This window comes from Streptomyces sp. (assembly GCF_035644915.1).
Classification (GTDB): domain Bacteria; phylum Actinomycetota; class Actinomycetes; order Streptomycetales; family Streptomycetaceae; genus Streptomyces.
On record NZ_DASQNP010000158.1, the window covers coordinates 1 to 13,806 of the forward strand.

Genomic DNA, 13,806 nt, shown 5'->3' on the forward strand with positions numbered 1-13,806 from the left:
AGCCGTTCCGGAAACCGGGAGCGGGCGTCCCTGCCACTTCCCGCCGTCAGCCGCACCCGGCGGTCGCGCGGCACCGCCGCCCCGCCGGAACCAGGGGTCCCGGAGCACGGGGCGGCGGCGCCGCGGCGGCCCTGGTCAGGGCCTGGGCACCCAGGCCCCGTCGTCCCAGTACCGAAGCTGCTCGGTCTTGCCGGGCTCACCGATCCGGGCGACCTCGGGACCGCCCACGATCATCGTCGTGGGACGGCCGGGGGAGAAGACGGGCCAGCTCGGCGCGTGCGCGCTGCCGGGCGTGCCGTTCCGGGCGAAGGAGGCCACGAGGTCGATCAGGGTGTCGGAGACGGTGCGCTCCAGCGGACCGTCCCCATACGCGGGCGCGTTGACGGAACGGGTGTAGGAGCCGAAGAGGAACTTGGACGTGGCCTCGTGCGGGGTGCCGGAGTAGGGGGGCCGCACCGGGTGTGCGAACTCCATCAGGTACAGCGGACTGCGGCCCCGGCGGGCGTGCTTCTCCGCCAGCCGCAGGATCTGGTAGCGGAAGAGCCCGTCGCCCCAGACCTCGGTCCACACCGACACCGGGTCCTGCGGGCGGCCCTCCGCCGCGGCCGCCGCGCGGTAGACCCGGATGCAGTCCTCCACCTGCGCGTCCGACACCTTCACCGCGCCCTTGAGCAGGACGGCGCGGACGGCCTCGCGCAGTTCCGCGTCGGTGCCGGGCAGCGGACCGGGGAAGGGGTAGCCGGGGCCGGTGGTGAAGAAGGAACCCTCGGTCCGGCAGTACACGGCCATCAGCGGCACCCCGGGCGTGGGCAGCGCGTAGTCGTAGCCGCGCATCCAGCGCCCGTCCGGCACCGGGCCGCGGTACTCGCGCCAGCCCTGGACGGGCCGGCCGGCCGGGTCACCGGAGAACAGCTCCTCCCAGGCGTCCTTGAGCGCGGTGGCCGGCACCTCGCGCAGTCCGTCCACCGTCGTGCCGAGCCGCCGGGCGAGGAGTTCGTACACCGCGCGGGACTCCGCGGGACTGGTGGAGCTGGCCGGGCTCCACACGTGCTTGGCGCTGATCGGCACGGCCCGCCGTATGACCCCGCGCAGCGCGGGCAGGAGGCTGAGCTGCCAGGTGCTGGAGCCGCCCGCCGAGGTCCCCGCGAGGGTGATGTTGGCCGGGTCGCCGCCGAAGGCGGCCGCGTTCCGCTGGGCCCAGCGCAGCAGCGCCGCCTGGTCCTGCAACCCCCAGTTGGCGAAGGAGCCGGTCCGGGTGTCGGTGAACGCCTCGTGCAGCCCCCAGCCGAGCAGCCCGAGGCGGTAGTTGAAGGTGATCACCACCATGTCGCCGTGTGCCGCCAGACGCGCGCCGTCGTAGTCCGGCTCGCTGCCCGCGCCGAGGAACCAGCCACCGCCGTGGATGTAGACCAGGACCGGCCGCCGGCCGTTCACGTCCGGCGTCCAGACGTTGGCGTACAGGCAGTCCTCACTGCTGCCGGGCAGGTAGTCGGTCTGCAGCGCGGGCGGGCCGAAGACGGTGGCGTCGCGCACGCCGCGCCACGGCTCGCAGGGCCGGGGGGAGGCGAACCGCAGCCCGCCCACCGGCGGTGCCGCATAGGGGACGCCCCGGAAGACGGCCAGTCCACCGGTGCGTTCTCCCGCGACGCGTCCCGCCGTGGTGCGCACGACCACGGAGTCGCTCCCTCCCGCGGCCGGGTACACCGGCCGCGCCACGGCCGGGCGGGGGAGTGCCGCGGCCCCGGCCACGGCGGTGGCGGCGGCCACGAAGGAGCGTCTGCGCAGCTTTCCGGCGTCTCGTCCATCCCGTCGGGACATGGGGCATCCTCACTTCGGCTGTGCCTGCTGTGCCTGCTGTGCCTGTTGGCCCTGCTGAGCCTGCTGGGACTACGGGGGCGGCGGCCGGGTCGGCGGCCCGCGCTGCGTGATCCGGCCGGTGGCGGGTGCCGACCGCGTCGGTCACCGCCACCGCGATCGTGCCGCCCGGGGCGGGCACCGGCCCAGCGAGCCGCTTCTACTCCGTCAAGTCCACGCGCGCCGCGCCCTGTTGGCCGGGCGTGCCGGGACATGCGGGCCGCAGAGGCGCGGCCGGCGGCTCCGTACGGCTCCGCCCGTCGGCGGCCGGGGCGGGCAGCCCCGGTCCCGGGCCCAGCTCACCGCCTGGTCACAGGCCCGGTACAGGCACCGGACCCCGGGACCGGCGGGCGCCGGCCGATCCCGGTGACGGCCGCGGCGAACCCCTCCGGCCGATCGGCGAGGAGGTCGTTGACGCGGGCCGGGGCACCCCGGTCCGGACGTCGTAGCACCGGTGGCCGGAGGCGTTGCAGTCGGGCTCGGCCGGCAGGCCGATGGTGACCACCGGCGCTCCCTTCTTCGGCGCACCCGCCGCCACAGGTCGCGGACGGCCTGCGCGTGGTCACCGACCGCCGAGCACCGGGCCGGCCAGGGTCGGGCCTGCCCGATGCGGCACACGCCGCCCGGTGCGCACCCGGGCCTTCGAATCCGGCCCGCTGATCGGAACTCCGGCTCCGGCGGTGAGGCCGCCAAGCCGCTCCCGCTCCCCGCCGCGGTCCCGGACGACCTGGACGAGGGGCTGCCCACCGGGGCTCGCGCCGTCGCCGGGACCGCCCGAAGAAGCACCGAGTCGCGAGGCGCCTCTCTCCGCCTCGCTTCCGATGCCCTGCCCCCGTCGCTCGGGGCGATTTGCCGGGGGTTTACCGCAAACCGCGCGAGGGCACGCACCAAGAGGCCACCGAGCGAAAGGCCGCCTCTATGCCGATATCACCCAGATCAATGCGCCTCGACTGCCTCGACGGCTTCCCGAGCGGTGGTCCGTTCCCCGCGGAGGGACCGACGCCGTCGCGCAGCCGCTGTTCCGCAGGTGCTTTCGGTGCGGACCGCCCGGCCGTCCGGCCGTGACGACGACACGCACCAGGGCCGCGTCGACGGCGGCACCGCCCCGGGCCGGAGCGCCGAAGCCCGGGAGGGAGCCGCTCACGGTGGCGCGCCGGGAGCCGGTCGCCTCCCGCGCGGTCGTACCGGATCGCCCAGGGCGCGGCATCGTTCGGTGACGGACGGTGGGGCGCGATCCGCCGCGGAGAGAAGGAAGCCATGATCACCATCGGGGTGGAAGAGGAATACCTCCTTCTGGATCCGGTCAGCGGACTTCCCGTATCGCGGGCGGAGAAGGTCCGCGCGGTGGCCGGGGTGCAGCCCGCCCTGAGTGCCGACGAGGTGCATCCCGAGCTGCTCCAGGTGCAGGTGGAAGTCGCCACGCCCGTCTGCGAGAGCCTGGAGGAGGTGGGCGGCCACCTGCTGCGCATGCGGCATGCCCTGGGCGCCGCCGCCGAGGAGGCCGGCTGTCGGCTCGTGGCCTGCGCAGCGGCCCCCTTCGCCCCCACGACCCCGGCCCCCATCACCGACACCCCCCGCTACCGGGCCCTGTACACCGGGGCCCCGCGGCTGGTCGACGAACAGCTGATCTGCGGGATGCACGTGCACGTGGCCATCCCCGGCCGCGCCGCCGGCGTGGCGGTGCTGAACCGGCTGCGGCCCTGGCTGCCCGTCCTGGTGGCGATGTCGGCGAACTCACCCCTGTGGGGCGGGACCGACACCGGCTTCGCGAGCTGGCGCACCGTGGTCTTCGGCCGGTGGCCGGTCAGCGGCCCCCCGCCGCTGTTCGCCGGCGCCGACGACTACGACCGGCGCATCCAGGCCCTGCTGGACACCGGCGTCATCCGCGACACCGGCCAGCTCTACTGGCAGGTACGCCTGTCCGAGCGCTACCCGACCATCGAGGTCCGCGCCATGGACGTGCAACTGCGCGCGGACGACGCCGTCATGCTCGCCGGGATCGTCCGCGCCCTGGTGACCACCTTCCTGCGCGAGGAGGAGGCCGGTCTGCCGATGCCCGCGCCGCCGCCCGAGATCCTGGCCGCGGCCGGCTGGCACGCCGCCCGCCACGGCATGGCGAACGTGCTGCTCGACCCGCGCACCCACCAGCGGCGCAAGGTCGGCGACGTCGTCAGCGACCTGGTGCAGTACCTCACGCCCGCCCTGGAGGAGGCCGGCGACGCCCGCCAGGTCCTCTCCCTGGTCCACCGGCTGCTGCAGGAGGGCAGCACGGCGGACCTGCAGCGACGGCTGCTGCGGAAGGGCACGGACGCACTGCTGCGCGTGCTCACCACGCAGACCACCGCTCCTGCTCTGTGACGCCGTCCGCCGCCCCGCCGCCCTGACGTCTCCTCGAACGGAGCCGCCTGCGCACCGGCGCCGGGTTCCGGAGAAGGCGGTACCGGGAGCCCACACGTCCGCCCGGGCGATCCGGGCGGGCCGGAGGGCCTGGCCCGTACCGACGGCGGGGCGAAGCCCGTTCCCCGACACCCCGCCGGACGGGAGAAGGCCGGCCGTGCCTGGGCGTGCGACGGGGAGCAGCGCCCATGGCCACGGGCCTCGCCGGCATCGCCGAGGAGCCGCCTGTGCGACCGGGGCGGCATGCCGGCCGTGGTCTCGTACGCCACGGCCGTCCTACCGGCGCAGCCAGGCGCTGACCCGCTCCCTCCACAGGTCGAACAGCGCCGTGTCGCCCAGGATCTCGACACCGTCGCCGCGCACGGACTGGCGCTGGTACATGAGGAGGAGCAGTTCCGCCGCCGGTCCCCGCACCGCGACGGCGGCCTTCTCGTGCGCGCGGCGCCGGGCCGGGGCGTCGCCCGTGAGGTCGACCAGCCACTCGCCCGCTCCGGGACCGGCGTCCGTGGCGTGGAAGTGGAGGGTCCTGCCGGGAGCGAGGAGGTCGCGCAGCGCCTCCCGCGAGGCAAAGGCCTGCGGCAGCACGCTGAACTCCAGCCACTCGTCCAGGCCGTCGAGCGCGACCGCCGGGTCGAGGGTGTAGTCGGCGCCGACGGCCCCCGCCGCGTCCGCGCGGTGCACAACCGTCTCGCCCAGCATGCGGCGGGCCCAGAACACCGGGGTCCCGCCGGGCGCCACCGTCCACACCGGCACGTCCGGACCGGCGGCCCGCAAGGTGTCCGCCAGCCGTGCCGCGCCCTCGGCCAGCCACGCGGTGAGCTGCGCCGTACTCGCGCCGTCGTCCCCGGACACGTCGTTGACCTGGTCGTCCGGGACCGGTCCGGTGGCACGGGTGCGGACGATCCGCTCGGCCCAGCGGTGGGCGCCGCCGAGGTGCCGGACGAGGTCGCCGAGGGTCCAGCCGGGGCAGGTCGGTACCGGTGTCGTCAGGGTCTTGTCCTCGACGTGCGCCCTCAGCGAGTCCGTCTGGGCGGTGAGTTCGGCGCAGTAGCGGTCGAGGTCCATCCCCGTCGTCGTCATGTCGTCACCGTAGACGGGCGGGTGCCCGGCACGCCCGCCGGTTTTCCGCGGGCCGTCACGGCGGCGATGCCGGGAACCACGGCACCGCCGGCTCCCGTACGGCGTGCGTGCCCGCCGCGCGTACCCGGCCCGCGCCATGACCACGATCCGGTCCGGGGTCACACGTCCCGGCCGGCTTCCCGGGCCGCACGCTCCACTCGGTTCCGGTAGTCCTCCCACCACGTCGAGTCGCCCGGCGCCATGCTGGTGTTGCCCTTGCTCATTCCCACGGCGCCGTCCATGAGTTCCCGGACGATATCGGCGTGCCCGGCGTGCCGGTGCGTATCGGCGACCACGCGTACGACGGCATGATGCAGCGTCACCTCGTCCCTGCCGTCGGGCCACCACGGGACCCTGCCGACCGTGTCCAGCGCGAGCGCCTCGATGGTCGCGTCCGCGTGCGCCCAGGCCCGGCGGTAGAGCTCCACGATGTACTCGCGTGACTCGTCGGCGGTGACCCACATGTCCGCGTTGGGCTCGGCACCGTCGTCGAGCCAGGGCAGCGGCTCGCCGGACGGCCGTCCGAAGGTGTCGCCGAGGTAGCCCAGCTCCACACTGGCCGCATGCTTCACCAGGCCGAGGAGGTTCGTGCCGGTCGGCGTCAGCGGGCGGCGGATGTCGTACTCCGGGAGTCCTTCCAGCTTCCACAGCAGGGCATCGCGGGCGGACTGCAGGTAGAAGAGAAGGTCGGCCTTGGGATCCGGTGCGATCATGGGGGCAGTCTGCCGCTCGCGGCGAACGATCCGGGCTCCGTCTCCAGAAGTGATCCCGCCCGGGGCGGAAACGGCGCCGGGCCGTCGCCGGGCCCCCTTCTGCGGGTTTCTCCGGAAGGGTGTGCGCGGTCCCGCGCCTGTGCGGGCAGGCGCGGAACCGGCGTGGGCCGCAGGCGCCTCGGAACGTCAGCCGGGAAAGCCGCTCATGGCGTCACACGGCGACGGTGTCGGCGGCCTCCGCCTCGTCCGCCGGCGGGCGCGCGCGACGCAGCGGGCCTTGGGCGAGGAGGGAGAGGAACAGGACGAACATGACGGCGACGCCTGCCCACATGGCCTGCTGCCAGCCGTCGACGAACGATTCCCGGGCGGCACGGACCAGCGCCTGCGCGTGTGAACCCGCTCCGTGCGCAGCCTCCAGGGCGTTGGCGACGCCTTCGCGGGCGGTGTCGGCGGCGCCCGGGGGAACGCCGTCGAGCCGGGAGTCGATGGCGTTGCGGTAGCCGGAGGACAGGAGCGCGCCGAGCAGGGCGACGCCGAGCGCGGTGCCGAACTCCCGGGTGACGTCGTTGAGCGCGGAGGCGACGCCCTGGCGCTCACGCGGCAGGGCGCCGGTGATGGCCTCGGTCGAGGGCGTCATCGACAGGCCCATGCCGATCCCCATGGCGAGCATGCCGGGAAGAACGGAGAGGTAACCGCCGTCGACGGAGACGAGGCCGGCCATGAGGGCCAGACCGGCGCCGGCCAGGAGGACTCCTGCCGCCATGGTGGGCCGGCCGCCGATGCGCGCGGCCAGCCCGGGGGCGAGGCCGGAGGCCGCCATCATGAGCACGGCCATGGGCATGAGCGCCAGGGTGGACAGCAGACCGGACCAGCCGAGCACGGCCTGGAGGAACGGGAAGAGGACCACGAAGATGCCCGCCTGGACGCCGAAGACCACCAGGAGCGTCATCGAGCCGCCGGCCAGGGAACGCTCGCCGAAGAGACGCACGTCCAGGAGCGAGGCATCCCGGCGGCGCAGCTCCCAGACCACGAAGCCGGTGGCGGCGATGACACCGACGACGAGGCCGAGCAGGGTCGCGGGGGCGGTCCAGCCCCGCTCGGGCCCCTCCTGCAGGACGAAGACGAGGCCGGCCACCGCGATGACGGAGGTCAGCGCGCCGACGGTGTCGAAGGAGTGCCGCGGCTTCTCGCGGGAGTCGGGAACGGACCGCAGCGTCATGACGAGGGCCACGATGACGAGTGCGACGGGCAGGACGAACAGCCACCGCCAGTTCGCCACGTCGACCAGGGCGGCCGAGAGGAACATGCCCAGGATGCCGCCGCCCCCGGCGACGCCGGTCCACACGCCGATCGCCCGTCCGCGCTCCTCCTCCGGGAAGGTCGAGGTGATGACGGCGAGGGTGATGGGCATGATCATCGCCGCGCCCACGCCGCTGAACAGGCGTGCGGCGAGCATGACCTCGGCCGACGGGGCGAGACCGGCCGCCGCGCCGGCGGTGCCGAAGACGGTCAGGCCGGCGAGGAGCATGGGCCTGCGGCCCCAGCGGTCGCCGATCGCGCCGAGCGGCAGGAGCAGCGCGGCCAGGCTGAGGGTGTAGATGTTGATGATCCACAGGATCGTGCTCTGCGAGGCGCCGAAGGCGACCGCGAGGTCGGGCTGGGCGACGTTGAGCCCGGACACCGAGGCGATGACGGCCATCAACGCGATGCAGACGGTCACCAGGATCGTGCGACGCCGGCGCGCGTCCGGCACGCCCTCGCCGGTGGCACTCACCTGTGGAGACCGGTTCGTACTCATGGATTCCTTTCCGAAGGCATGAAGGGAGCGGCGCCGGATGGCCGGGCGCCAGGGTGGCGGGTTCCGGGCCCGGGACCCGCGTGGTACGTACGCACGCCGCCGCTGCGCAGAGGGCTGCGGGCCGACGGGTGTGAGGGGGCGTCAGGCGGAGGTGCCGCCGCGCCGTGCGGCGGCGAGGGCCGCCTCGGTGTCCGCGGCGGCCAGGGCGGCGTTGATGTGGGCGCCGGCCAGGGCGCCGGCCGCGGCGGAGGCGCCGACCTGGGCGGTCAGGTCGGTGGCGTTGCCGGCCACCCACACCCCGGGCACCTCGGTGGTGCCGGCTGTGCCGGAGGCGAAGCGGCGGCCCATCCCATCGGGAAGGTCCTCCATCGGCAGCCCCAGTCCGTCCAGGCCCTCGGTGCGGGCCCGCAGGGTGGTCGCGACCGCGAGGACCCGGCGGGACACGAGGCGCCCGTCACCGAGGCGCACGCCCGCGATGCCGCCGTCCTCGCCGGTCACGACCTCCTCCACCGGGGCGTCGACGACCTGAACGGCGCGGGCGGCGAAGCGCGCGCGGGTGTCCTCGTCGAGTTCGGTGCCGCGGGTGAAGTAGACCAGGTCGTCGGTCAACTGGCGGAACAGCAGAGCGTGGTGGACCGAGGCCGGGCCTACGGCCAGGACCCCGATGGGCTCGCCGCGCACCTCCCAGCCGTGGCAGTACGGGCAGTGCACCACACCGTGCCCCCAGTGCCGGGCCAGCCCGGGAACGTCGGGCAGGACGTCGCGCAGTCCGGTGGCGACGAGCAGGCGGCGCGCCGACAGGGTGCTGCCGTCGGCGAGGGTGACGGTGAAGCGCAGGTCTCCCCCGGCGGAGGGGGCGGCCGGGGCGGCGGAGACCACCTCCCCGGTCACGACCAGGCCGCCGTAGCGGCGCACCTCCTCGCGTCCCCTGCGCAGCAGTTCGGCCGGTGGGATGCCGTCCAGGCCGAGCAGGCCGTGCACGCCGTCGGCGGGTGCGTTGCGCGGGGTGCCGCTGTCGATCACGACGACCGAGCGGCGGGAGCGGGCGAGCATCAGCGCGCCGTTCAAACCCGCGGCGCCGCCGCCGATCACCACGGCGTCGACGGTCCCATCCGGCAGCCTGTCGGTCGCATCCGCGGCAGTGGTCATAGGCATGGCGTTCTACCCCTTTCTTCACGCCGCCCCAGCCGTTCCGGGGCGGCGTTCACGACGGTAGGCACACCTTGCGATGCGGGCATACGATGTTGCCTATGACGCAAGACAATGGCGAGCTCGACAGCCTGGTGCGCAAACGAATCCGGGCCCTGCGCGTGGCGCAGGGCTGGTCCCTGGAGGAACTGGCCGCCCGTGCCCATCTCAGCCAGTCCACGCTCAGCCGCATCGAGAACGGCAAGCGCCGCCTGGCCCTGGACCAGCTCGTCACCCTCGCCCGGGCCCTGGGCACCTCCCTGGACCAACTCGTCGAGACCGCCACCGACGACGTCGTCACCAGCCCGGTGATCGACGCGACCCATGAGCTCATGCGCTGGCCCGTGAAGGCGGACCCCGGCATGACCGTCGTGCGTCAGCGCATGACGAACCCGCCGCCCGACAGCCCCTCGCGCCTGCGCGCCCATCAGGGCCGCGAATGGCTCGTCGTCCTCTCCGGCACCGCGGTCCTGCTGCTGGGCAACCGGCGCTTCCGAGTGGAGACCAACCAGGCGGCCGAGTTCCCCACCATGCTGCCGCACGCCATCGGCGCCGAGGGCGGGCCCTGCGAGATCCTGGGCATCTTCGACCGCGACGCCCGCCGCGGCCACCAGCGCGGCGACGACGTCTGAGCACGATCACGCCGAAAGGCGACGGCGCTACCTGCTCGCCCCGGCGGCCTGTTCGCCTCGTCGAGCCGGCCGCCGGGGCGAGCAGGACGCGCAGGAGCACATGCGGTGTCGGGGGATCCGCGCGAGGAGGTGGCCGCCACGGGAGTACGGCTGGTGACCGTCGCGCCGGATGCGGCTGAGGCGGAGCCGCCGGCGCACACCGGCGACGAGCTGATCGGGAGCGGCTGCGAGACGTGGCAGAAGGCCGTCGACGGCGCCCTGGCCCCGCAGGCGGTCGTCGAGGCGATCGGCTACGCGTACCGGCAGCCCGCGAACGTGACCATCCGCGAGGTCGTCCTCACGGCCACCGGGCAGGAGGCGTGACGCCTGCCCTGCGGATGCGTGACGCGTGCCGTACGCGCGAGAGCCCCCACCGACGCGCGGTGCGGGTTCTCGGCCCGGGTGCGGTCGCGCCGGCGTCAGGAGCCGCTGGATCCCGGCTCATGGAAGGTGATCGCCCCGGAGGGGCAGACACCGGCGGCCATCTGCGCGGCCGCTCGATGGGCGGTGGGCGGCTCGGCGTGCAGCAGGAGCACGCGGCCGTCGTCGGGGTCCTGGTCGAACACCTCGGGAGCGGTCAGAGCGCACATCCCGGCGCCGATGCAGCGCTCACGGTCGATGCGCAGGCGCGTCGTCCTCATGACCCCTCCTCGTCCCAGGTGACCGGGAGGCTCTTGACCCCGTAGATGTCCGCGGTCTCCGGGCGCAGGTCGACCTCCTCGGCCGGTACGGCCAGACGCAGCGTGGGGAAGCGGTCGATCAGCGCGGGGAGCGCGACCCGCAGCTCGACGCGGGCCAACTGCTGGCCCAGGCACTGGTGGATGCCGTGGCCGAAGGCCAGGTGCCCGACGCTCTGCCTCCGGATGTCGAGCGTGTGGGGATCGGCGAAGCGCTCGGGGTCGCGGTTGGCGGTGTGGTACGACAGGACGACCGTCGTGCCGGCCTCGATGGTCTGGCCGCCCAGCTCGACGTCCTCCAGCGCCGTCCTCATGAACGACTTGGCGACGCTCAGGTACCGCAGCAGTTCCTCCACGGCCCGGTCGGCGAGTGCGGGGTCGGCGCGCAGCGCGGCCAGTTGCGCCGGGTTCTGCAGCAGCGCGAAGGTGCCGAGGGACAGCATGTTCGCGGTGGTGTCGAGTCCGGCCGCCAGCAGGATGAGGCCGATCCCCTTCAGCTCCTCATCGGTCAGATCGCTGTCGGTGAGTTCGCTGAGCACGTCGTCGGTGGGGTTCGCGCGCTTGGCGGCCACCAGGTCCGCGATGTAGTCCTGGGTCGCGGTGTAGGCCGCCATCAGCTCCTCGTCGCTCGTCTCCCCGCCCATGAACGCGTCGATCTGTTCCTGGAAGGAGCCCCGGTCCTCGTACGGCACCCCCAGCAGCTCACAGATGACGATGGTGGGAATGGGCTTGGCGAACGAGGTCACCAGGTCCGCCGGCGGTCCGGCCTCCTCCATGGCGTCCAGGCATGCGGCGGTGATCTGCTCGACGCGCTCGGTGAGCAGCCGCATCCGCCGTACGGTGAACTTGCCCACCAGCGGTTTCCGGTAGCGCCCGTGCTGCGGCTCGTCCATGAGCAGGAACTCGCCGGGCGGCGCCGGAGGAATCTCGTAGTCGACCACGTTCAGGAGTTCCTTGCGCGAGCTGAACCGCGAGTCGGCCAGGACCGATCTGACCAGGTCGTACCCGGTGATGAGCCAGCCGGGTTTCCCGCCGGGATGGATGTAGCGGCTGATGGGACCGTGCCGACGGGCGTCGATCAGCTCTGCCGGTGGGTCGAAGGGGCAACCGGGCCGGCGCGCTGTCGGCAGCGTTGTGACGGTGTGGAGGGATTCACTCATGACCATTCCTCATCTCGCGACAGCACGTATTTGGCGCAACGTGAAAGCTACGTTGCATTCGGAATTGCGTCAATCAATAAGAAAACGTTTTCCCAGGTAGATGGAGGAAAATTGATGCAATGACGCTGGGGCCGAATGCAATGCAGCGTTGCAATGAATGGAGGCGAAGGCAATACTGGCGGCATGCCAGGAGGACGGTTGACCCAGCAGGAGCGCCAGCGCATCGCGGCCGGACTCGCCGACGGGCTCTCCTACGCTGAAATCGCCAGGCGGCTCGGCCGTCCGACCTCGACGATCAGCCGGGAGGTCGGACGCAACGGCGGCCCCGGCGGCTACCGACCCCAGCAGGCACACCGGGCGACGGTCCAGCGGGCGCGGCGTGGCACACCGGCACCCCCGCGCGCGGCCGGACCGCCGGGCGGCGCGGTGGAAGAGGAGATCATCGAACTGGCGGTCAGGTCGGGGCTGCCGAGGATGACGGCGCGCGTGCACGTCGACCTGTTGCTGTCCGAGGACGGCAGGCGCACCGCGGCCGAGCTGACCCGCAGGCTGAAGGTCAGCCCGGCCTCCGTCTCCGTGGCCGTGAACTTCCTGGTCCAGCAGGGTTACGTCCGGCGCGAACGCGATCCGCAGCGGCGTCGCGACATCTACGTGGTCGACGACGACGCCTGGTACCACTCGGTCATGACCAGCGCGCGGCAGACGCTCGAGGCAGCGCAGGCCGCGACGGCGGGGGCGGAGGCGGTGGGACTCGACAGGCCCGCGGGGCGGCGGCTGGCCAGGGCAGGTGCGTTCCTGGAGCGGGTCACGCTGGACATGATGGAATCGGCCGACCGCTGGCGCACTCTCCTGGCGTGATGGGCCTCATGGCCCTCCCCTCTAGCCGGCGCACGATCTCCGCGACGCCCAGGGCGTGATGGAGGATCACCGCGTTCGTGAACACGCCGTCCAGCCGAATGCGCCGCAGGCGCAGGTGTCGGCCATGCGGCCGAAGGTCCAACCGCAGGACCCCGTTGGTGAACTCACCCGGTGGCTCGTCAGCGTCGCGGTACAGGGAAGGACCATTCCGGCGCTCGCCCTGGAGGGAGGGCAGGTCAAGCCCGACTTCCAGCAGCGGTTGACCGCCGTCGACAGGGGGATCGGCTCCGACGTGCCGCTGCTGTCCGAGCTGGTCACGTGGACCGACGGCGGCCCGGTGCCCTTCTTCCGCGACATCCTTGAAGCCGTCGGCCTCGCCGTCCCGCGGACCGACGAGGCCTTGGTGAAGATCTGGCGCAGGGAGCAGGAACGCGCGCACGCCAAGCACGCGATCCCGTCTCGACCCCTCCCTCCGTGTCTTGTGCCGGAGGTGTCCGGTGGTGGGCACGGTCGGAGGGAGCCCTGACGGGACGCACGCGGCGGCGCGGACCTCACCCCGGCAGGCGTGCGAGGCCATCGGCGACGGCGACGCCGAGCGGAACCTCGGTGGGCTTCCCGCTGTGGGTGATGACATGGAGGTTTCGGCATCACGTCACGACGCTCACGCCGCGGTTCGGTTCAGGGAGCCACTGGCGGCCGGACGCCGTCGTCCACCATTCAATGGTTGACGGCGTGGGTTGAGTAGACCATGATCCTCATAACTTCGAACGCGCGAACTATTTGGGGGGAATGACATGTTGAGGACGCGACTGAGGAACCGGGTCGCCACACTCCTGGCGGCGAGCGCGCTCTTCGTCGGCAGTTTCATCACGCTCGGGGCGGGCAACGCGGCGGCTGCCGACTGGACCTTCGAGAAGAGCGCGGTGTCCTCCGACGGGAGCTTCACCATCGCCGCCTACTACCAGGGCACCTACGCGGGCCTCATGGAGTGGCGTGGCGATCCCCTCCCCGGCGACCCCGGTGACGCGTTCCGCGTGCTGGACCGGCTTTCCGAGGGGTGGGGCATGGAGGCCAGCATGATCAGCCCGGTGACGGGGCGCGTCGCCACCACGCGCGGGCACTCGGCCGTCTACTACAGCCCGTGGAACACCGGCGATCTGGCGGAGGGCACCACGGTCTACATCCAGCTCTGCGCGGTCAAGGGCGAATACTCGTCGTGCAGCCTCGCGTACAGCGGCCACGCGTGACCACCCGCTGACCGCTCTACCTCAGGGCGTCTCGCCGCCCGCCCCCGGAAGCCGGGGGCGGGCGGCTTCTCCCTTCCCCGCCGGGCCCGGCACGGTCGAGGCCGCCCACGTCGTCGGCTCACCG

General features: G+C 73.2%; 13 protein-coding genes. 6 read left to right on the forward strand and 7 right to left on the reverse strand.

Translation table 11 applies throughout. The annotated features are described in order from the left end of the window. Positions 1–135: 135 nt before the first annotated feature. Positions 136–1,818, reverse strand: a complete 1,683-nt coding sequence (locus VE546_RS18055; RefSeq protein ID WP_324923538.1) for a carboxylesterase/lipase family protein — start codon at positions 1,816–1,818, stop codon at positions 136–138. A 1,293-nt stretch (positions 1,819–3,111) separates the two neighbouring features. On the opposite strand from VE546_RS18055, the gene VE546_RS18060 reads away from it, so the two are divergent. Next, a complete protein-coding gene (locus VE546_RS18060) occupies positions 3,112–4,212 on the forward strand; it encodes a glutamate--cysteine ligase (protein ID WP_324923540.1) in 1,101 nt (366 codons plus the stop codon). A 315-nt stretch (positions 4,213–4,527) separates the two neighbouring features. Here the strand turns inward: VE546_RS18060 and VE546_RS18065 are convergent, their stop codons facing one another. The 4 genes from VE546_RS18065 to VE546_RS18080 all read right to left on the reverse strand — a co-directional run bounded on the left by VE546_RS18065 (position 4,528) and on the right by VE546_RS18080 (position 9,036). Then, positions 4,528–5,331, reverse strand: a complete 804-nt coding sequence (locus tag VE546_RS18065) for a maleylpyruvate isomerase family mycothiol-dependent enzyme (protein ID WP_324923542.1) — start codon at positions 5,329–5,331, stop codon at positions 4,528–4,530. A gap of 158 nt (positions 5,332–5,489) precedes the next feature. After that, complete coding sequence (locus VE546_RS18070; protein WP_324923544.1) at positions 5,490–6,083, reverse strand: DinB family protein; 594 nt, start codon at positions 6,081–6,083, stop codon at positions 5,490–5,492. A gap of 211 nt (positions 6,084–6,294) precedes the next feature. Beyond that, positions 6,295–7,881 (reverse strand): MFS transporter, encoded by a 1,587-nt coding sequence (locus VE546_RS18075; RefSeq protein ID WP_324923546.1) that lies wholly within the window; start codon positions 7,879–7,881, stop codon positions 6,295–6,297. Between the two features lie 141 nt (positions 7,882–8,022). Continuing rightward, the gene (locus VE546_RS18080; protein ID WP_324923548.1) at positions 8,023–9,036 is read right to left on the reverse strand and encodes an NAD(P)/FAD-dependent oxidoreductase; all 1,014 of its coding nucleotides are present in this window, start codon (positions 9,034–9,036) and stop codon (positions 8,023–8,025) included. Between the two features lie 95 nt (positions 9,037–9,131). Between VE546_RS18080 and VE546_RS18085 the strand changes: the two genes are divergently transcribed. After that, positions 9,132–9,701: an XRE family transcriptional regulator gene (locus VE546_RS18085; RefSeq protein WP_324923550.1), complete on the forward strand. Its 570-nt coding sequence runs from the start codon at positions 9,132–9,134 to the stop codon at positions 9,699–9,701. A 105-nt stretch (positions 9,702–9,806) separates the two neighbouring features. Beyond that, positions 9,807–10,064 (forward strand): hypothetical protein, encoded by a 258-nt coding sequence (locus VE546_RS18090; protein WP_324923551.1) that lies wholly within the window; start codon positions 9,807–9,809, stop codon positions 10,062–10,064. Between the two features lie 95 nt (positions 10,065–10,159). Here the strand turns inward: VE546_RS18090 and VE546_RS18095 are convergent, their stop codons facing one another. Together VE546_RS18095 and VE546_RS18100 are read right to left on the reverse strand one after the other, a co-directional pair. Then, positions 10,160–10,381, reverse strand: coding sequence for a ferredoxin (locus tag VE546_RS18095; RefSeq protein WP_324923553.1), 222 nt, complete (start codon positions 10,379–10,381; stop codon positions 10,160–10,162). Continuing rightward, the gene (locus VE546_RS18100; protein WP_324923555.1) at positions 10,378–11,577 is read right to left on the reverse strand and encodes a cytochrome P450; all 1,200 of its coding nucleotides are present in this window, start codon (positions 11,575–11,577) and stop codon (positions 10,378–10,380) included. Before VE546_RS18100 ends, VE546_RS18095 begins: the two co-directional genes overlap by 4 nt. Before the next feature lie 183 nt (positions 11,578–11,760). Here VE546_RS18100 and VE546_RS28000 point away from each other — a divergent pair, with 183 nt between their 5' ends. From VE546_RS28000 to VE546_RS18120, 3 genes are all read left to right on the forward strand, one after another. Further along, positions 11,761–12,435: a helix-turn-helix domain-containing protein gene (locus tag VE546_RS28000; protein ID WP_414720517.1), complete on the forward strand. Its 675-nt coding sequence runs from the start codon at positions 11,761–11,763 to the stop codon at positions 12,433–12,435. 55 nt (positions 12,436–12,490) lie between these two features. Continuing rightward, positions 12,491–12,961 (forward strand): hypothetical protein, encoded by a 471-nt coding sequence (locus tag VE546_RS18115; RefSeq protein WP_324923556.1) that lies wholly within the window; start codon positions 12,491–12,493, stop codon positions 12,959–12,961. Positions 12,962–13,229: 268 nt separating this feature from the next. Continuing rightward, complete coding sequence (locus tag VE546_RS18120) at positions 13,230–13,682, forward strand: hypothetical protein (RefSeq protein ID WP_324923558.1); 453 nt, start codon at positions 13,230–13,232, stop codon at positions 13,680–13,682. Positions 13,683–13,806: the final 124 nt, after the last annotated feature.